The sequence below is a fragment of the Frigoribacterium sp. MEB024 genome, from assembly GCF_000878135.1.
In the GTDB taxonomy this organism is placed as follows: domain Bacteria; phylum Actinomycetota; class Actinomycetes; order Actinomycetales; family Microbacteriaceae; genus Frigoribacterium.
On sequence record NZ_JXQZ01000005.1, the window covers coordinates 12,770 to 31,968 of the forward strand.

Annotated in this window: 18 protein-coding genes; 12 read left to right on the forward strand and 6 right to left on the reverse strand. The window is 72.7% G+C overall.

The features are described from left to right. Window positions 1-24 precede the first annotated feature (24 nt). Entirely contained in the window at window positions 25-1,959 is a 1,935-nt protein-coding gene (phoA, locus tag SZ60_RS01920) for an alkaline phosphatase (protein WP_082059785.1), read from the forward strand. A gap of 84 nt (window positions 1,960-2,043) precedes the next feature. Here phoA and SZ60_RS01925 read toward each other — a convergent pair whose 3' ends face one another. Continuing rightward, window positions 2,044-2,298, reverse strand: a complete 255-nt coding sequence (locus tag SZ60_RS01925) for a DUF6458 family protein (RefSeq protein WP_043593189.1) — start codon at window positions 2,296-2,298, stop codon at window positions 2,044-2,046. A gap of 157 nt (window positions 2,299-2,455) precedes the next feature. Between SZ60_RS01925 and SZ60_RS01930 the strand changes: the two genes are divergently transcribed. Next, window positions 2,456-2,926, forward strand: a complete 471-nt coding sequence (locus SZ60_RS01930; RefSeq protein WP_043593191.1) for a DUF805 domain-containing protein — start codon at window positions 2,456-2,458, stop codon at window positions 2,924-2,926. Window positions 2,927-3,352: 426 nt separating this feature from the next. Here SZ60_RS01930 and SZ60_RS01935 read toward each other — a convergent pair whose 3' ends face one another. From SZ60_RS01935 to SZ60_RS01945, 3 genes are all read right to left on the reverse strand, one after another. Then, window positions 3,353-3,751, reverse strand: coding sequence for a hypothetical protein (locus tag SZ60_RS01935; RefSeq protein ID WP_043593192.1), 399 nt, complete (start codon window positions 3,749-3,751; stop codon window positions 3,353-3,355). A gap of 218 nt (window positions 3,752-3,969) precedes the next feature. Continuing rightward, on the reverse strand, window positions 3,970-4,809 hold the full coding sequence (aroD, locus tag SZ60_RS01940) for a type I 3-dehydroquinate dehydratase (RefSeq protein WP_043593194.1): 840 nt from the start codon (window positions 4,807-4,809) through the stop codon (window positions 3,970-3,972). Between the two features lie 2 nt (window positions 4,810-4,811). After that, complete coding sequence (locus SZ60_RS01945) at window positions 4,812-5,687, reverse strand: shikimate dehydrogenase (RefSeq protein WP_043593196.1); 876 nt, start codon at window positions 5,685-5,687, stop codon at window positions 4,812-4,814. Between the two features lie 129 nt (window positions 5,688-5,816). Between SZ60_RS01945 and SZ60_RS01950 the strand changes: the two genes are divergently transcribed. The 4 genes from SZ60_RS01950 to recQ all read left to right on the forward strand — a co-directional run bounded on the left by SZ60_RS01950 (window position 5,817) and on the right by recQ (window position 12,044). Further along, window positions 5,817-6,236 (forward strand): GNAT family acetyltransferase, encoded by a 420-nt coding sequence (locus SZ60_RS01950; protein ID WP_043593197.1) that lies wholly within the window; start codon window positions 5,817-5,819, stop codon window positions 6,234-6,236. Window positions 6,237-6,433: 197 nt separating this feature from the next. Further along, the gene (locus tag SZ60_RS01955; protein ID WP_043593199.1) at window positions 6,434-8,755 is read left to right on the forward strand and encodes a bifunctional UDP-sugar hydrolase/5'-nucleotidase; all 2,322 of its coding nucleotides are present in this window, start codon (window positions 6,434-6,436) and stop codon (window positions 8,753-8,755) included. Between the two features lie 174 nt (window positions 8,756-8,929). After that, a complete protein-coding gene (locus SZ60_RS01960) occupies window positions 8,930-9,892 on the forward strand; it encodes a CPBP family intramembrane glutamic endopeptidase (protein ID WP_052505085.1) in 963 nt (320 codons plus the stop codon). 31 nt (window positions 9,893-9,923) lie between these two features. Then, window positions 9,924-12,044 (forward strand): DNA helicase RecQ, encoded by a 2,121-nt coding sequence (gene recQ, locus SZ60_RS01965; protein WP_082059788.1) that lies wholly within the window; start codon window positions 9,924-9,926, stop codon window positions 12,042-12,044. Here the strand turns inward: recQ and SZ60_RS01970 are convergent. Beyond that, the gene (locus SZ60_RS01970; protein WP_043593200.1) at window positions 12,005-12,478 is read right to left on the reverse strand and encodes a hypothetical protein; all 474 of its coding nucleotides are present in this window, start codon (window positions 12,476-12,478) and stop codon (window positions 12,005-12,007) included. The two genes, recQ and SZ60_RS01970, sit on opposite strands and share 40 nt — an antisense overlap. Window positions 12,479-12,871: 393 nt before the next feature. On the opposite strand from SZ60_RS01970, the gene SZ60_RS01975 reads away from it, so the two are divergent. After that, window positions 12,872-13,621: a lysophospholipid acyltransferase family protein gene (locus tag SZ60_RS01975; RefSeq protein ID WP_043593202.1), complete on the forward strand. Its 750-nt coding sequence runs from the start codon at window positions 12,872-12,874 to the stop codon at window positions 13,619-13,621. Then, a complete protein-coding gene (locus tag SZ60_RS01980; protein ID WP_255349699.1) occupies window positions 13,618-14,562 on the forward strand; it encodes an NAD(P)-dependent oxidoreductase in 945 nt (314 codons plus the stop codon). The genes SZ60_RS01975 and SZ60_RS01980 overlap by 4 nt, the downstream gene beginning before the upstream one ends. 52 nt (window positions 14,563-14,614) lie before the next feature. Here SZ60_RS01980 and SZ60_RS01985 read toward each other — a convergent pair whose 3' ends face one another. Beyond that, window positions 14,615-15,190, reverse strand: coding sequence for a TetR/AcrR family transcriptional regulator (locus SZ60_RS01985; protein ID WP_043593204.1), 576 nt, complete (start codon window positions 15,188-15,190; stop codon window positions 14,615-14,617). A 22-nt stretch (window positions 15,191-15,212) separates the two neighbouring features. On the opposite strand from SZ60_RS01985, the gene SZ60_RS01990 reads away from it, so the two are divergent. The 4 genes from SZ60_RS01990 to SZ60_RS02005 all read left to right on the forward strand — a co-directional run bounded on the left by SZ60_RS01990 (window position 15,213) and on the right by SZ60_RS02005 (window position 19,017). Then, complete coding sequence (locus tag SZ60_RS01990) at window positions 15,213-16,469, forward strand: MFS transporter (RefSeq protein ID WP_043593205.1); 1,257 nt, start codon at window positions 15,213-15,215, stop codon at window positions 16,467-16,469. A 105-nt stretch (window positions 16,470-16,574) separates the two neighbouring features. Continuing rightward, window positions 16,575-17,660, forward strand: coding sequence for an alkene reductase (locus tag SZ60_RS01995; protein ID WP_043593206.1), 1,086 nt, complete (start codon window positions 16,575-16,577; stop codon window positions 17,658-17,660). 186 nt (window positions 17,661-17,846) lie between these two features. After that, on the forward strand, window positions 17,847-18,281 hold the full coding sequence (locus tag SZ60_RS02000) for a hypothetical protein (protein ID WP_052505086.1): 435 nt from the start codon (window positions 17,847-17,849) through the stop codon (window positions 18,279-18,281). 109 nt (window positions 18,282-18,390) lie between these two features. Next, a complete protein-coding gene (locus SZ60_RS02005; protein ID WP_043593207.1) occupies window positions 18,391-19,017 on the forward strand; it encodes a CDP-alcohol phosphatidyltransferase family protein in 627 nt (208 codons plus the stop codon). Window positions 19,018-19,199 lie beyond the last annotated feature (182 nt).

A 19,199-nucleotide genomic window follows, 5' to 3' on the forward strand; every position in this document is an offset into this window, starting at 1 on the left:
GATCACGATCACAGGAGCAGAACCGTGTCGAAGAACACCCCGAACCGCCGGCGTGCGGCCCTGACGACGGGGGTCGTCGCGACGGCCGCCGTCGCCGCCCTCGCCCTCACCCCCGTCGCCGCCTTCGCGGCCACCCCCGCGAACGTCGCCCAGAACGGTGGTGCCGCCCGCAGCATCGACGACAGCACGCAGCTGCTGCTCGACTCGGTGGAGGCCGGGCCCGCCAAGAACGTCATCCTGCTGATCGGTGACGGCATGGGCGACAGCGAGATCACCTCGGCACGCAACTACGCCTACGGCGCCGGCGGAACGCTGCCGGGCATCGACGCCCTGCCCCTGACCGGCCAGTACACGACGTACTCGGTCTACCGGGACGGCGCGAACAAGGGCAAGCCCGACTACGTGCCCGACTCCGCCGCGACCGGTTCCGCCTGGGCCACCGGCACGAAGACCTACGACAACGCCATCTCGGTCGACGTCGACGGCGTCCCGCAGGACACCCTGATCGAGATCGCCAAGGCCAACGGCAAGAAGACCGGCAACGTCTCGACCGCCGAGCTGCAGGACGCCACCCCGGCCGTCCAGGCCGCGCACGTCGCCGCCCGCAGCTGCTACGGCCCCGACAGCGTCACGCAGTGCGGTGCCGACGCCCTCGACCAGGGTGGCCTCGGCTCGATCAGCGAGCAGATCATCGGCACCCGCGCCGACCTGACCCTCGGCGGAGGCGCGACCTCGTTCGGTCAGTCGGCCCGCGCCGGTCAGTGGCAGGGCGACACCCTGTTCGCCCAGGCACAGGATCGCGGCTACCAGGTCGTGCGTGACGCGGCCGGCCTCGACGCGCTGTCGACCGCCGACCAGACGCAGCCCGTGCTCGGCACCTTCACCGACGGCAACTTCCCGACCCGGTACGCCGCCACGACGGCCACCGTCGGAGGCGCCGACCTGGCCCCGCAGACCTGCCAGCCGAACCCGGCTCGCCTGTCGACCGGCCTCTCGCTGCAGTCGCTGACCGAGAAGTCCATCGACCTGCTCGACACGGGAGACCAGGGGTTCTTCCTGCAGGTCGAGGGTGCCTCGATCGACAAGCGCGACCACAGCGCCGACGCCTGCGGCCAGATCGGCGAGGTGCTCGACCTCGACGAGGCCGTCCAGTCCGCCCTCGCCTTCGCGAAGGCCGACGGCAACACGATGGTCATCGTCACGGCGGACCACGCCCACACCAGCCAGATCGTCGACTCGACGCCGCCCGCCACGCTCAGCACCGCGCTGACGACGGTCGACGGCACCACGATGAAGATCGCCTACGGCACGGCCGCGGCCGGCGGCTCGCAGCAGCACACCGGCACGCAGTTGCGCGTCGCGGGTTACGGCCCCGGCGCCGCGAACGTCGTCGGCCTGATCGACCAGACCGACAACTTCTTCACCATCGTGAACGCCCTGCAGCTCGACCGTGACCTCGACGGCCTCAGTGCCGACGCGACGATCTCCGCTCCGACCGAGGTCGCCCCCGGCGCCGAGTTCCCGGTCAGCACCGCCGGCCTCGCCGGTGACCGCCAGGTCACGGGCACGCTCGACGTCGACGGCACGGTGACCGACCTCGGCATCGCCGACGTCGTCGACGGAGTCGCGACCTACACGGTCACGGCCCCCACCGAGCCCGGCAGCTACACGATCACGCTGACCGGCACGCAGAGCGGCACGACCCTGGTCACGACGGTCGCGGTCGTCGAGGGCGCCGTCACCCCGGCGCCGACGACCCCGCCCGCGGCGGTCCCCGGTGACGGCACGAGCGCAGGAGGCGCGGGGACGGCCGGCAACGGACGTGACCCCCTCGCGTTCACCGGCTCCGACGCGCTGCCCGCCCTGCTGCTCGCGTTGATGCTGGCAGGCACCGGTGCGGCCCTCGTGCTGCGTCGCCGCCACCGCGCCGCGTCCGTGCAGGACGGCGTGCAGCTCTAGGCGTTCCCCGCCCCGACACACGGGAGGCGCGGTGCCAGCCGGCACCGCGCCTCCTGCGTTCTCGGGTCGCGTCGGACCCTCGGGTCAGACCAGCGGGTCGCTGTCGGTCGAACGACGCTCGACGCGCTCGCCCGTGGCCGGGTCGACCGCGCTGCGGGTCGTGGAGACCGTCGAGCGCCGGCGCGACGCGAAGGCGATGCCGATGATGGTCACGACCACGCCGGCCGCGATGAGGATGTAGCCGATCAGCTTGATGTCGATGCCCGCGACCTGGAAGTCGAGAGCGAACGCGAGGACCGCGCCGATCACGATCAAGGCGATTCCGCCGCCGATGCTCATGGGGTCTCCTTCGTCTGGCGCCGCCCCGGATGGGCGACGGCGCCGACGCGAGGGTCGGCGGGCCCCACAGTACCGACGGGCCGCGTCGACGGGCCACGACGCGGCGACGGCGCTGAGAGGATGGGGCAGCCCGTCACCCGACACCGCAGGAGATCCCATGACCGGAGCCGCCGGCCCCGTGCCCCTCGACCAGCCGTACCACCGTGCCTCGCCGAAGGTCGCGGTCGTCCGGTTCTGGCGGAAGTACGCCACGTTCCACGGGCGCGCGAGCCGCAGCGAGTACTGGTGGTGGTTCGTCATCGCGCTCGTGTTCCAGGGGGCGTTGCAGGCCTGGGCCACGGGCAGCGGCGGGACGTCGACCTGGGCCGGGGGTGACAACGGCGATTGGACCTACATCGATCCCCAGGGCGTCGTCGTCGTGCTGTGGTCGATCGTGAGCTTCCTGCCGACCCTCGCGCTGCAGTCGCGGCGCCTGCACGACGGGGGCTTCACCGCCTGGTACGCGCTCTTCTACCTGCTGCCGGTCTTCGGGTGGCTGACCTTGCTGGTCATGTCGCTGCTGCCCTCGCGCGCCTCGGGCAAGCGGTTCGACACCGGCGGCGAGCGGCAGTACCCGGGGCCCGCCTGACCGTCGCGTCTCGTTCCGGCATTGACATGTCGGTGAGGCAGAATGGACGTCTCGGCGAGGGAATCCAGGTAAGTCTTCGCCGGACTCGATGAGCAAGAGAAAAGCCCCTGCAGGAACAGGGGCTGATCTCGCCTCGTGTGAGGCCAGTGGTCTGAGCGGCATTGACACTCGGATCGCTACGCATTCGAGTATATGCGATCCCCGAGCCACCTGGCTGGGGGAGCGCAGACCGCAAGCCTCCTGCCCTGGGAACAAGGAGGCCCGCGATGGCAAGACACCGCCGTCGTGGCAGTCGGAGCGACGCGTACGAGTCGTGTGCTGGGGTGGTCGGTTTGCTGACTGCCTTGGTCGCGCTCGTGACCGCGCTCGTCCGGCTGCTGTAGGTCACAGGAGGCGGTCCCGGTGTGAGCCGGGGCCGCCTCCGCATCACTCGTCGAGGGACAGGACGAGCCGCTCGCCCGACTCGGACTCGGCGTAACCGAGACGGCCGGGCAGGCACGAGATGACGGCGCCGTAGCCCTGCCCGACCACGGCGGCGACCGCGTCGTCGAGGGTGCCGGCCCACTCCCTGCCCTCCTCGAACACGACGCAGCGCTCGCCGGCTCCGAGGTCGCGCAGTCGGGTCAGCACGGCGGACGGCGACGAGTCGGCGTGGCTGAGCCGGGTGGTGCGGTCCGATCGGAACGGCATCAGGCCGAGCCCGGTCCGGAACTTCGCCCGCTTCTCGTCGGTCGAGCGCAGGCCGTTCAGGCGGCCGACCTTGCTGGGCAAGGCGAAAGCCGTCACGAGCTGGCGGGCGTGGTCGTCGATCTCTGCTTCGTCCATGCCTGAGGGTACGGCCGCTGCCTGTCCGCAAGGGGGTTACGGGGTCGGGCCACCGACCGCTAGCCTGTTCGCACTCCGGTGGGCCCGACCGCCGTGGTGGTCCCGTTGAGCGACGTCCGTCGCTCGTTTCCCGGTGGTGGACTCTGCGTGCGTCGGGCCTCCGGAGCCCTGACGCTCGAGGCCCCGTACGATGCCTGACCGACTCCGGTCCGGCGCCGTCAGCCCTGCTGCGCCTCGTGCACCAGCTCGAGCGCCGCCCGAAGCCCGGCCGCCGGCAGCTGCCCTGGCGCGCTCGTCGCCCCCGCCGACCCGAACGTGACGCACGAGCCGAACGTCTCGCCCGCGAGCCGGGACACGACGCCGAGCGGCCCCATCGACATGGTGATCGCGGGCACGATGCCGGCCCCCGTCCGGAACTCGGCGGTGGCCCGCATCAGCGTCAGCACGTCGTCCGTGCTCGACGGCATGGCGGCGAACTTGGCCACGTCGGCGCCGTTCTCCTGTTGCTCGAGCAGGCGCGACACGATCTCGCCCTGCGTGGGGGTGCCGCTGAAGTCGTGCGACGACATCACGACGACCAGACCGGCGTCGTGCGCGGCGTCGACGAGCCCGCCGAGCAGGTCGGGGTCGGTGTACATCTCGACGTCGACGGCGTCGAGCAGCCCGGTGGCCATCGCCGAGCGCAGCACGGCGTCGTAGGTCGCGGGGGCGACGTCCCGTTCGCCTCCCTCGGGCTCGGTGCGCAGGGTGAAGAGCAGGGGGAGCTCGGCGTCGAGGGCGCCACGCACCCGACGGACGACGTCGGCCACCAGGTCGAGGTCGGCGGCGCCCGTCGCCGGGGTGCCGGCGCCGACGGGTCCGTCGGGATCGGGCGCCGCGGCGAAGGCGACGTCGACGAAGTCGATGCGCAACTCGACCAGGTCGGCCGTGGCCGTGTCGAGCGCCGAGGCGGCGTCGACCAGTGCGTCGACGGTCCGGGCCACGAGCGGGACGCAGACCGCGGGACGCCCGGTGCCGAGCGCGATCCGGCCGATCGAGACCGGCAGAGGGGTCGCCATCGTCAGCCCGCCACGCTGTCGGTCGTCGACCGGCCGCGGATCGGCGAGCCCACGGAGGCGCGCATCGCGTCGCGCAGGACGTCCTCGTCGGGCACCGGCTCGTCCTGTGCCCGCCCGGAGAAGAGCCGCACCTGACCGAGCGCCTGCTCGACGAGCATGTCGAGACCGTTGAAGACGATGCCGCCGTCGGCCGACCAGCGAGACGCCAGGCGCGTCGGCCAGGGCTCGTAGGCGACGTCGAAGAGGACCGACCAGCCGCTGGTCGGACGCAGGTGCAGGTCGTCCGCGGCCCCGCCGGGCAGCGTGCTGATGACGAAGTCCAGAGGGCCGAGCGAGGGCAGCTCGGTGAGCGGGGCGACCATGACGTCGGCGCCCAGCTCGGCTGCCAGGGACGTCAGCTCGCCGGCCCGCATGGGGTTGCGCAGGTGGATGGAGAACGACCGGGCGCCGAGATCCCACGCGGCGGCCATCGCGGACAGGGCGGTCGCGCCCCCACCGAGGATGGTGGCCGCGGCGGGCCGGGCGTCGTGGAACCCCTCGACGCTGCGGACGATGCCGTCGACGTCGGTGTTGTGCCCGTGGCGGCGACCGTCGTCGTCGAGGACGACGGTGTTGGCGACCCCGAGGCGTCGGGCGAGCGGCGAGACGGTGTCGAGCAGGGGCAGCACCTCGCGCTTGAGCGGCATCGTCAGGCTCAGCCCACGCCAGCTCGCGTCGAGGCCCCCGACGAAGTCGGCGAGCCCGCCCGAGGCGACCTCGACCCGGTCGTAGTCGTAGGGCAACCCGAGGCGTTCGTAGGCCGTGCGGTGCAGCACGGGTGACAGCGAATGCTCGATCGGCGACCCCAGGACGGCGAGACGTCGGCGAGCATCGGTCACGGGTGGGCCCCTCCCTGCGCCCGCGGCTCGGACGACGACCCACCCTAACGCGAGGGCCCTGAGGGGGTGCGGGGCCGTGGTGACCGGCACCGCGCCTCCTCGTCCCGTCGGGTCTGGCAGGGTCGAGGCATGCAGATCCGACCCTTCGACGAGGCCGACACCGAGACCGTCGTGGCGCTCTGGGAGCGCTGTGGGCTGACCCGCCCGTGGAACGACCCTCGACGCGACATCGAACGCAAGTTGACGGTGCAGCGCGAACTCTTCCTGGTCGGCGTCGACCACGAGGAGGCGCTGGTGGCGACCGCCATGGCCGGTTACGACGGCCATCGTGGCTGGGTCTACTACGTCGCGGTCGAGCCCGAACGCCAGGGGGAGGGATTCGGTCGACAGCTCATGGCCGAGGTGGAGCGGTTGCTCGAGGCCATGGGGTGCCCGAAGGCGAGCTTCCAGGTGCGCACCGGCAACGAGCGGGTGCGGGCGTTCTACGAGCACCTGGGGTACACGGTCGACGACGCGTTCGGCATGGGCAAGCGGCTGATCGCCGACTGAGACGGGGCAGGCATCACCTCCCGGAGGGGCAGGGCGGCCGCCTCGCCGCTCGTCCGCGGCGCGTCTGATGAACAACATGTGACGATCTTCGGCGGACTCTTGTCGGGTACACAGCGAGAACTTATGGTCGTGTGATGTGCCCCCTGTCGGGGGGTGCCGTCCCGCCCGAACCGCCTTCTCCAGGAGCACCGACGCCCATGCGCATCAGCCCCCCGTCATCCGAGTCCGTCCCGACGGGAGGCCGGCGGCGCGTCCGCGGTGCGGCCCTCGCGTCCGTCGCCGCCGGCACCCTGCTGCTCGGCCTCGTCGCCGCGGCACCCGCCCAGGCCGTCCCGGTCACGATCGACCTCGTCGGCATCAACGACTTCCACGGCCGACTCGAGGCCGATGCCCCCGGTGCTCGCGCGTCCATCGCCGGTGCGGCCGTCCTCGCCGGTGCCGTCAAGTCGGTCGAGGCGCAGAACCCGAACACCCTCTTCGTGTCGGCAGGTGACAACATCGGCGCCTCGACGTTCACGTCGTTCATCCAGGACGACGAGCCGACCCTCGACGCCCTGAACGCCATGGGCCTCGACGTCAGCACGCCGGGCAACCACGAGTTCGACAAGGGCCAGGACGACTTCACCGGTCGCGTCCAGACGAACAGCGACTTCCCCTACGTCAACGCGAACATCCTGAAGAGCGACGGGACCCCCGCGTACCGTCCGTACGTCGTCGAGGAGGTCGGCGGCGTCCGCGTCGCCTTCATCGGCGCGCTGACCGAGACCATGCCGACGCTCGTCAGCCCGGCCGGCATCGAGGGGCTCACCTTCGCGCCCGTCGTCGAGTCGGTCAACGCCGTCGCGGACGACATCGTCGAGGCCGACGCGGCCGACGCCATCGTCCTGCTGCTGCACGAGGGCGCCGAGACCGGCAGCCTGGACTCCGTCACGGGCGACAACGCGTTCGGCGAGATCGCCCGCGGCGTCTCGGGCGACGTGTCGGCCATCTTCTCGGGACACACGCACCAGGGCTACGACTACCTCGTCTCGCCGTCCGACGGCGGCCCGCAGCGTGCCGTCGTGCAGACGGGCAGCTACGGGACGAACCTGGCCCGGGTGACCATGACGGTCGACCCCGCGGCCACCGCCTTCCGCGACCGGGTGACCATCGCCTCGCACCGCCTGGTGCCGCTCTACGGTGCCTTCACGCCCGACCCCGCCGTCGCCGAGATCGTCGCGGCTGCCGTCGCGGTGGCCGCCGACCGGGGTGCCGAGGTGATCGGCTCGATCAGCGACTCCTTCAACCGGGCCTACAACGCCACCCCGGACGCCAACGGGCTCCCCGTGTCGAACCGTGCGGGTGAGTCGACCCTCGGCAACTTCGTCGCCGACATCCAGCTCTCGTCGACCACCGCGAGCGGTGCCCAGCTCGCCTTCATGAACCCCGGCGGCCTGCGGGACGACCTGCCCTTCGTGGCGCCGGACGGTGCCGTGACGTACAAGGCCGCCGCAGCCGTGCAGCCCTTCGCCAACACGCTCGTCGTGGTCGACATGACCGGTGCCGAGATCCGCCAGGTGCTCGAGCAGCAGTGGCCGACCGCCGGCCGCACCAGCACCCTGAAGCTCGGCACGTCCGAGGGCCTGACCTACACCTACGACCCCGCGGCGGCGGCGGGCTCGCGCATCGCCGCCGTCTCGCTCGACGGTGCGGCGATGGACGACGCCACGATCTACAAGGTGACCGTCAACTCGTTCCTCGCCTCGGGCGGCGACGGCTTCACCGCCTTCGCCAACGGGCGGGCCCACGCCGACAGCGGCAAGGTCGACCTGCAGAGCCAGCTCGAGTACTTCGACTCCCGGGCCGGCGACCCGTCCGACCCCGACTTCGCCTCGCGTTCGGTCGGTGTCTCGGGTGTCACGACCGCACCGGACGGTGGCTTCGTCGCGGGTGACACGGTGTCGATGAGCCTGTCGTCGCTGCTTCTCGAGCAGGTCCCTAGCGATCCGTCCGAGGTCGTGACGGCCGCGGCGCAGCCCGGCGTCGTGACCGCGACCCTCGACGGCGTCGAGCTCGCATCCGCGCCGATCGACGCCACCGTGATCGACAACTCCGACGAGCAGGGTCGTGCCCTGCTGGAGTTCGTCGTCCCCGAGGGCATCACGGCTCCCACCGCCGGGCCGGTCACGCGGCAGGTCGTCCTGACCGTCGCGGGTACGGGCACGACGGCGACCGTCCCGGTCGTGTTCGCCGCGGCCGCCGAGCCGGTCGTCGTCGACCCGACCGACCCGGGCGCCACGCCCCCGGTCACGACCCCCGGTGGCACGGTGCCCGGAACCACCCCCGGCTCCGGCTCCGGCTCGGGCTCCACTCCCGCCGGCACGGTCCGCAACGCCGACGGCTCGCTGGCATTCACCGGCCAGGACGGCCTGGGTCTCGCGGCCCTCGCCGCACTCGCCCTGATGCTGGTCGGCGGTTCGGCGCTGGTCGTCGCCCGTCGACGCCGCCTCCGCGCGACGGTGACGCCCACCGAGGGCTGACGCCACCCGGCGTCGCACCACCGGAACGGACGTCGCACCACGGAAACTCGTGGTGCGACGTCCGTTTCGTGGTGCGACCCCCACCGGGCCGCGGCGGTGGCGGCGCGACCTGCCGGCCCGCGCCTCCTCGTGGTGTTCCGGGGGCCGGCACCGCGCCTCCCGTACGCTCGTCGGGTGACGACGTCCGCGTACCACCGCCTGTTCCGTTCCCTGCCCTCGTACCGGTGGTGGAAGCCTCTGCTGGCGGCCGTCGTGGCGGCCGTCACGTACCTGCTCGCGTCGGTCGTGGTCTACGTGGGCGTCCTCGGGGTGACCACGGCCGTCGGCGGGAGCGCCGCCGCCGAACGACTGCAGCGCGGCATCGAGGGCGACGCGCTGGCCGCGGCCGACCCGCTCGTCCTCTTCACGACGCTCGCCTCGATCGCGGTCATGCTGCCGGCGATCATGCTGGGCGCCCTGATCGTCGGGCCGGGGGCGGTCGGCGGGCTCTGGAGCGTCGCCGGGCGGCTGCGGTGGCGGTGGCTCGCGCGATGCCTCGTGCCCGCCCTCGCGTTCATGGCCCTGACGGTGGGGCTCAGCTACTTCGTGGTGCCCCCGCTCTCGGGTGAGCCGATCGGCACCGGCCCCGTCACCACGCCGGCCGACACCCTCGTCTGGGCGGTCGTCGTCATCCTCGTGGTCACGCCGCTCCAGGCGACGGCAGAGGAGTACGCGTTCCGCGGGCTCGCGATGCAGACGATCGGCTCGTGGCTGAAGTACCCGATCGCGGCGATCGTCCTGCCCACGATCGGATTCGCCTTCGGCCACGACTACAACGCGTGGGGCATGCTCGACGTCGCCGTGTTCGGCGTGGCCGCGGCCTACCTGACCTGGCGCACCGGCGGACTCGAGGCGGCGATGGTGGCGCACGTGCTCAACAACACCGTCCTCTTCCTGTTGTCGGCACCGTTCGCGGGCGTCGAGTCGAGCGACGGCAGCCCCCTCGCCCTCGCCGTCACGGTGGTCTCGACGCCGCTCTACGTGTGGCTCGTGCTGCGGGCGGCTCGGCGCACCGGTCTCGTGACGGTTCGCAGCGCTCCTCTCGTCCCCAGCGCGCCTCCCGCGGGCGACCGTCCCCAGGAGGCGCGGGTCGGCTGACCGCGTCGGTGGCCGCTCGTAGACTCGTCGCGTGACCACCACCGCCTCGCCCGCCCTGGCCCCCGACGCCCCCACCGCAGCCCTCGACGTGCTGCACCGGGTGTTCGGCTACGACGAGTTCCGTGGCCAGCAGGCCCAGATCATCGACCAGGTGGTCCAGGGCGGCGACGCCCTCGTGCTCATGCCGACGGGTGGCGGCAAGTCGCTCTGCTACCAGGTGCCCGCCCTCGTCCGCGAGGGCACGGGCATCGTCGTCTCGCCGCTCATCGCCCTGATGCAAGACCAGGTCGACGCCCTCGAGGCCGTCGGCGTCCGCGCGGCGTTCCTCAACTCGACGCAAGACCCCGACCGTCGTCGTGCGGTCGAGCAGGCGTTCGTCGAGGGCGAGCTCGACATGCTCTACCTCGCGCCCGAGCGGCTCAAGCTCGAGTCCACCAAGTCGTTGCTCGACCGGGGCCACGTCTCGCTCTTCGCCATCGACGAGGCCCACTGCGTGGCGCAGTGGGGCCACGACTTCCGCCCCGACTACCTCGAACTGTCCGTGTTGCACGAGCGCTGGCCCGACGTGCCGCGCATCGCCCTGACGGCGACGGCCACCGAGACCACCCACCGCGAGATCTCGCGACGTCTCGAGCTCGACGACGCGAAGCACTTCGTCGCCGACTTCGACCGTCCCAACATCCAGTACCGCATCGAGGCGAAAGACGGCCCGCAGCAGCAGCTGCTGCGGTTCATCCGCGCCGAGCACGACGGCGACGCCGGCATCGTGTACTGCCTGTCCCGCAAGTCGGTCGAGAGCACGGCCGAGTTCCTGGTCAAGCAGGGCATCCCGGCGCTGCCCTACCACGCGGGCCTCGAGGCACAGACCCGGGCGCGCAACCAGGCGCGGTTCCTGCGCGACGAGGGCATCGTCATGGTCGCCACCATCGCCTTCGGCATGGGCATCGACAAGCCCGACGTGCGCTTCGTCGCACACCTCGACCTGCCCAAGTCGGTCGAGGGCTACTACCAAGAGACCGGCCGTGCCGGCCGCGACGGCCTGCCCTCGACGGCGTGGCTGGCCTACGGCCTGCAAGACGTCGTGCAACAGCGACGCATGATCGACCAGTCCGAGGGTGACGCCGAGCACCGCCGCAAGCTCGGCGCCCACCTCGACGCCATGCTCGCCCTGTGCGAGACGGTCGAGTGTCGACGCGTGCAGCTGCTCGGCTACTTCGGGCAGGCGAGCACCGCATGCGGCAACTGCGACACCTGCCTCTCGCCGCCCGAGTCGCTCGACGGCACGGTGCCCGCCCAGAAGCTGCTCTCGACGGTCGTCCGGCTCAAGCGCGAGCGCAACCAGCAGTTCGGCGCGGGCCAGATCGTCGACATCCTCGTCGGCAAGTCGACCCCCAAGGTCCTCCAGAACCGCCACGAGCAGCTGTCCACCTTCGGCATCGGCACCGACCTGAGCGACGTCGAGTGGCGGGGGGTCGTCCGACAGCTGCTCGCCCAGGGGCTGTTGGCGGTCTCGCCCGACGGGTACGGCACGCTCCTGCTGACCGACGCCGCGGGCGAGGTCCTCTCGGGCGGCCGCATCGTCCGGCTGCGACGCGAGCCCGAGCGCCCGGTGCGCTCGGCCCGCGGGCGGGGTGGTTCGGGTTCGTCGAGCCGCGGTTCGTCACGCGGTGCCGCCGAGTTGACCGGCGACGACGCCGCCCTGTTCGAGACCCTGCGCGAGTGGCGCGCCGGGGTCGCCCGGGCGCAGGGCGTCCCGGCCTACGTCGTGTTCGGCGACGTCACCTTGCGGGGCATCGCGTCCGAACGGCCCACCTCGCTCGACCAGCTGGCGGGCATCAGCGGCGTCGGCCAGAAGAAGCTCGACACGTACGGTCAGCAGGTGCTCGCCGTCGTGGGCGGCACCGCCCCGGCCGAGGCGGCGGCCGTCGGGACGCCCGCGACGGCGTCCGTGTCCGCGGCGGGCAGCGCCACGGCCCGCTCTCCTCGCACGACGTCGACGGCTCCGTCCGCCGGTCGTGGTGCCCGCCGTGCCGCACCGCCCGCGGTCGACGAGGTGCCCGAGGTGCCGGCCGACGATCTCTACGACCTGCCGTCCGACGCTCCGTTCGATCCCTACGACGACGCGCCGCCGCCGCCCGACGACTGGCGCTGACCCGGGGTCGACGGGCCGAAGCCGAGCAGCGGGAACGCCTGCGACAGGACGACCAGGGCGACCGTCGTGATCACCATGGCCGAGAACCCGCCCAAGAACGGCTGTCCGTTCATGCGGGCCACGTAGGCCGCGGCGAGCAGCACGGCCCCGCCCGCCGGGGGTGCCAACCCGATGAAGCGCATGCTCGTCCGGTCGAGCGCAGCACCTCGTCGCGTCCGACGGAGCGACGAGACCCCCACGACGACGAGTGCGAGCCAGACGATCGCCGACAGCCCGTAGAGGCCGGTCGCCACGACCGTCGCGGTGAGACCGACGCCGACCGAGGTGCCGGCGCCGACGATGCTGGTGACGGCGAAGTAGGTGGAGATCAGCGCGGTGGCACCGAAGACGAACGGCAGGCGCGAGGGGCGGGTGGTCACGGTCTCGTCGTCCAAGGCGGTCCTCTCGGGTCGTCGGGGCTGTCGTCGGGCGATGATGCCGGGCGCTCCGGGCACCCGGGGTGCCGGGGTGGTCCGCGGTCGTCCCCGGCTGTCGGGGTCGGGGACGCGGGAGGCCGACCGTTCGTCCGGCCGGACCACCGCCCACGTGGACGGGCGGTGCGTCGCGGCGCTCGTCCCGGGTCTCGGGCCGATCCCCCGACGAGGACTCGCCAGAGGGTCGTGAACCGGACGAGCGTCCCGTTTCGGTCGGTCTCCGACGATAGGGCGCGGCTCCGTCGGCGGCAATCCTCCCTGAGGGGGACACCCGTTGTTCCCCGAATCGGGTGGTGCGGGTGGGTGTCGAGGGGCCCCGGGTGAGGCGCGGGGGCGAGCCATGCGCCTCGGGGAATGTGGCGTCGGGCACAGTGGAGCGTGCTCACAACGCTCAGCCGATCGGTCCTGTCACCCCTCGTGCGTGCGGTCTGGCGTCCCCGGGTGATCGGGCGGCGCAACGTCCCGCGACGTGGTGCCGTCATCCTGGCCAGCAACCATCTCTCGTTCATGGACAGCGTCGTGATCACCCTCATGGCACCCCGTCAGGTCTCGTTCCTCGCGAAGAACGCCTACTTCACCGGCTCGGGTCTCCGGGGTCGTGCGTCGCGCGCGTTCTTCACGGGCATCGGCGCGATCGGTGTCGAGCGAGGGGCCGGGTCCGCCGCGCAGCACGCCCTCGACCTGGGTCTCGGCAAGCTGACGGACGGCGACGCGTTCGCCATCTACCCCGAGGGGACGCGCTCCCTCGACGGGCGGCTGTACCGCGGCCGGACGGGCGTCGCCTGGCTCGCGCTCACGAGCGGGGCCCCGGTCGTGCCGGTCGCCCTGACGGGGACCCAGGAACTGCAGCCCGCGGGCACGCGCCTCCCGCGCCTCCGGAAGGTCACCGTCGAGTTCGGCGAGCCCATCGACCTCTCGCGCCACGGTGAGGCAAAGTCGGGTCGGGCTCGTCGGCACGCGACCGACGAGGTGATGGCGGCGATCCAGCGGCTCAGCGGGCAGGTCGAGGCGGGCTCGTACAACGATCCGCCGGCTCCGTCGGTCGTCGCGCGGGTGCGCCGCGCGATTCGGCCAGACCCCGTGGGGCCCGACCCGCTCGACTGAGCCGCGCTGCTCGCCCGCGCTGCTCGCCCGCGCCGCTCGCCCGCTCCGGGCGTAGCGTCGGAGCCATGAAGGTCGCAGTGCTCGGGACGGGCATCATGGGTCAGGGCGTGGCGGGAACACTGCTGCGCGAGGGGTTCGAGGTCACGGTCTGGAACCGCACGAGGTCGAAGGCCGAGCCGCTGGCCGCCGAGGGCGCCGTGGTCGCCGACACGGCGCGTCAGGCTGTCGAGGGTGTGGACGTGGTCGTCACCGTGTTGTTCGACGGCGACGCCGTGCTCGAGGTCCTCGACGAGGCCGCCGGCGCGAGCCGGCCCGACGCCGTCTGGGTGCAGACCAGCACGATCGGAGAGGCCGACACGGCGCGCGTCGTCCGGACGGCCGACGGGCACGGGCTCCGGCTCGTCGAGGCGATGATGCTCGGCACGAAGAAGCCGGCCGCGACGGGGAAGCTCGTCATGCTGGCCGCCGGCGACGAAGCCCTGCTCGATGCCGTGCGTCCGGTGCTCGACGCCATGGGATCGAAGACGATCGTCGCGGGCGACACGGTCGGACAGGGGACGGCGCTCAAGCTCGCCGCCAATGCCTGGATCGCGACGATCACCGCCGCCACGGCCCAGTCGCTCGCGCTGACGGAGGCCCTCGGCCTCGATCCGCAGCTCTTCCTCGACGCGATCGACGGCGGCCAGTCCGACACCCCGTACGCGCACCTCAAGGGCGCGACGATGATCGCGGGCGAGTACCCGGCCCAGTTCGCGCTCGACGGCATCCGCAAGGACCTCGACCTCATGCAGGAGGCCGTCCAGGGCACGGGCTTCGACACCGGCCTGCTCGAGGCGCTGTCCGGTGTATACGCCTCGGCTGCCGAGCAGGGCCACGGCGGCGACGACATCGCCGCGGTCCGCACCGGCTTCGACCGGAACGGTTCCGCCGAGACCCCCTGAAACCGCCGAGACCCTCGCGCGCGCGGAAGGGTCTCGGCGTGTTCCTGGGGTGTCAGCGTCCCTGACCGCCCGCGGCGGCCACGAGCGCGGCTGCGACGGCACGGGCGGTCGTGGTGTCACGCGTGGGCTCGCGGAGACGCATGGCGAGGTCGCCCGTCACGACCAGCAACAGGTGTTCGGCCAGAGCCTCGGCCTGCCCACCGACGAGCGGGCGGGCGAGGTCGGTGAGTCGCGTGCGGAGCGACTCGGTGTCGAGCCGCACGGCCTCGGCGACGTCGGCGGGCGGATCGACGTACTCGGCCGCCGAGGCGAGGAAGGCACACCAGCGGGCCCCCGTCGGGCGGGACCGGAAGTCGTCCAGCGCGTCGAAGACCGCGAGGAGGCGCGGGCCGGCCTCGTCGTGCCGGGCGACGGCGGCGTCCCAGGTGGCGAGCCAGTCGTGGTGGCGACGGGTCAGCGCTGCGGCGACCAGCGCCTCCTTGCTGCGGTAGCCGCGGTACATCGTCGCCGCCGAGACGCCCGCGCGGGCGAGGACGGCGTCGACGGGCGTCGCCGCGATGCCGTTCGTGAAGAACAGCTCGTCGGCGGCGTCGAGGATCTTCTTCTCGCTGGCCGGGCGCAGGGGCATGCCGACAGCTTAGGCTGTCAAAATGAAACGTACGTTTTCGAATGACGTCGGGCTCGTCGCCGCCGGCACGGCCCTGATCGCCGTGACCTACGGTCTGGTGCGCCTCGCCTACGGGTTGTACCTGCCCGAGATGCAGGCCGACCTCGGGTTCGACGCGGGTGTCGCAGGAACGGTCTCGTCCGGAGGCTCGCTGGCCTACGTGGCCGGCGCGGTGGCGGGGTTCGCCGCGGCCGGGCGCCACTCCCGGGCCCTCGTCGTCGCGGCGGGCGCCACGGCCGTGGTCGGGGCCACGGGCATGGCCCTCGCCCCCGACGTGGTCCCGTTCGCACTCGGGGCCGTGCTGGGCTCGGCCGGTGCCGGGCTCGCCTCGCCCGCGCTCGTGCGCGTGCTGCAGCGCGGTCTCGACGACGGGCGGCAGGCGGGCGCCCAGACGGTCGTCAACGCGGGCACCGGGCCGGGACTGATGGCGGCGGGCCTCCTGGCGTTCGCGTTGCTGCCCGACTGGCGGCTCGCCTGGCTGGTGGCCGCCGGGGGAGCCGTCGCGGCGGCGGGGGCCGTCCTCGTGCTCGACCGCCGCGCCTCCTCCGCTCGATCCCTCGTCGCGGACGGCACCACCGGTGTCGCACGCGCCGACACCGCCCGCCCGAGCGGTGCCATGGGCCTCGGCCCGACCGGTCCCCGCGGCCTCCTGCCGCCGCAGTCGTGGTTCGTCGCCCACCGGTGGGTGCTGCTCGCGGCGCTGCTCGCCGGTGCCGCCTCGGCCGCGGTCTGGAACTACGGACGCACCCTGCTGGTCGACACCGGGGTGGCGGCCGAGCTGTCGGTCGGGGCCTGGGTCTGCCTCGGCGCCGGAGGCACGGCCGTCATCGTCACCGCCCGACCGCTGGCACGCCTGGCCCCCGGGACGGTCTGGACGCTCACCCTGGCCGTGATGGCGGCGGGCACCGCCGGGGCGGCGGCCCTGCCCGGTGTCGTGCCGGTGGCGTTCGCGGCCTGCGCGGCGTTCGGCTGGGCTTACACGGCGGCGACGGGTGCGCTCATCGCCTGGACCGCCGAGATCGACGCCGAGCGGGCCGCGAGCGGGACGGCGCTGCTTTTCGTGCTGCTGGTGCTGGGCCAGGCCGTGGGGGCCGTCGGCCTGGGCGCGCTCGTCGACACGGCCGGCTACGGCACGGCGTTCGTCCTGGCCGCGCTCGCGGCCCTCCTCGCGGCGGGCCTCGGTCGTCTCAGACCCCGGGGCGTGGCGAAGATCTCTGCCCGCGACCAGGGTGCTCGGTGACTTCCCAGGTGTCGGCGCACCCGGCGGGGAATGCAGCGTGCAACCGCCGGGTTGCCTCACGGGCGCCCCCGCCCGAGGGCGACCCACCGTTCGGAAGGACCACCCTTGGACCTCTTCTCTCCCGCCACCTTCGGCCAGCTCGAGCTGCGCAACCGCGTCGTCATGGCGCCCCTCACCCGTCTGCGCTCCGGCGACGCCGGCATCCCCGGCGACGTCGTCGTGGAGCACTACCGTCAGCGCGCCTCCTTCGGCCTGATCACGACGGAGGGCACCTACCCCTCGCAGGAGTCCAAGGCCTACGACGGCCAGCCCGGCATCGTCACCGACGAGCAGGTCGCCGGCTGGAAGCGCGTCGCCGACGCCGTCCACGCCGAGGGCGGCCAGATCGTCATGCAGGTCATGCACGGCGGTCGCGTCTCGCACACCGACATCACCCGCACCGACCGCATCGTCGGCCCCAGCGCGATCGCCATCGACGGTCAGGTGCACACCTCGGCCGGCAAGGTCGACTTCCCCGTGCCGCACGCCCTCACCACCGACGAGGTGCACCAGGTCACGGCCGACATCGTCGCCGCGTCGAAGCGCGCCGTGCTCGAGGCCGGGCTCGACGGCGTCGAGATCCACAGCGCCAACGGGTACCTGCTGCACGAGTTCCTCTCGCCCGTCTCGAACGTCCGCACCGACGAGTACGGCGGAACCCCCGAGAACCGTGCTCGCCTCGCGATCGAGACCGCGACCGCCGTGGCCGAGGCGATCGGTGCCGGCCGCGTCGGCATCCGCCTGTCGCCCATGCACAACATCCAGGACGTCGTCGAGACCGACGTCGCCGACGTGACCGCCGTCTACCGCGCGCTCGTCGAGGGACTCGCCCCGCTCGGCCTCGCCTACCTCAGCGTGCTGCACGCCGACCTGCGCGGCGAGCTCGTGCAGGACCTGCGGACGCGCTTCGGCGGCGCCTTCGTCGCCAACAGCGGCTTCGGCCAGATCACCACGCGCGACGAGGCGATCGCCGAGGTCGCGGACGGCCAGGCCGACGCCGTCGCCGTGGGCCGTTTCGCCATCGCCAACCCCGACCTGGTCGAGCGTTGGCAGGGCGACCACGAGGTCAACGAGCCCAACCCCGCCACGTTCTACGCCGAGGGTGCCGAGGGCTACACGGACTACCCGACCCTGCAGCACGCCGACCGCTAGTCGGTCGCCTGGACCGCGAACCCCGTTCCGCGCGACGAACCACGTTTCTTCGTGGTTCATCGCGCGGAACGGGGTTCGTCGTCGTGGGGTCGGCCGCGCGGTCTGCGCGGCGGCCGGCGTCCGCGGCGAGCCGAGGAGGTGCGGTGCGCGTCACCCGCGCCGCGCACCGGGCGTAGACAGGACGGCATGAGCGACGTCAAACACCCCTCCGAGCTCGGGATCGACGTGAGTGAGGGCTCGCCGCAGCAGCTGTACCGCTGGCTGCTCGCGAGCGTGCTGTTCGGCCGGCCCGTGCAGCAGGGCGTCGCCGCCGACACGTACCAGGTGCTGATCGACCACGGGCTGACCAGCCCCGCTCGCTTCGCCGAGCACGACCACGAGGGGTTGCGCCGGTTGCTCGACGAGGCCGGCTACGCCCGCATCGACCACGTGATGAGCGACGAGCTGCACGAGGTCATGGGACGTGTCGACTCCGACTGGGGCTCGGTGAACCACCTCGTGCGGTCGTCGGCGGACAGGGCCGAACTGACCCGCCGCCTCACCGACCTCAAGGGTGTCGGCCCGAAGACCGCCGAGATCTTCACGCGCGAGCTGCCCGACGCGCTGTACGGCACCGCCTGACCGGGGCACCCGTAGACTCGAGGCGATCTCGGGGGAGCGACCCGCGCCTCCTCGGGTGTGACCGGTGCGACCGCACCGACTGTCCGCGCGATCGCGCAGAGGGGGCCTCGTGACGCTCGTCGACAAGCTGTTCCGTCAGGACGAGTGGCGCACCGTGCCCAACGCCATCTCGGCGGCCCGGCTGCTGCTGCTGCCGGTGTTCCTCGTGTTGATCGTCGATCAGCACTACTGGTCGGCCATGGTCGTCATCGCGGTCGTCTTCGTCACCGACTTCCTCGACGGGTTCATCGCCCGCCGCACGAACACGACGTCCGAACTCGGCAAGTGGCTCGATCCGGTCGCCGACCGCGTCACCGTGATCGTCGTCGTCATCGCGTTCGTCGCCGGAGGGCTCGTGCCCTGGCCCGTGCTGCCGCTGCTGCTGGTGCCCGACCTGCTGCTGAGCGCGTACGCGCTGTTCGTGCTGGCCGGGGCGTCGTTCCCCGTGACGTGGGTCGGCAAGATCCGCACGGCGCTGATCTTCGTCGGGCTGCTGCTCGTGCTGGTCGCGGCGGCGGTCGTGGACCAGTTCGGCGGGTCCGGAGGCGCAGCGTCGCCACCGCTCGCCGACGCCGGTGCCGTCGCTCGCACGATCGGCCTCGTGGTGCTCTGGATCGGCCTCGTCGGCCACTGGGTCGCGGCGGCCCTCTACGCCGCCGCGCTCGTCCGGATGCGCCGAGCACGCCGCACCGCCTGACCCTCGCCCGCTCCCTGCCCCCCGTCCTCTGCCGTCCCGCGCAGGTGTGCAATTCGCGACGACCGAGGTCGGGGAGAACGATTTCCCCACGGACCGGGCGGCGTGTCGGCCGGCGGTTGTCGGGTTCGGCACGCCCGGGAGGCGCGGTGCCGGTCGGGTTCGGCACGCCCGGGAGGCGCGGT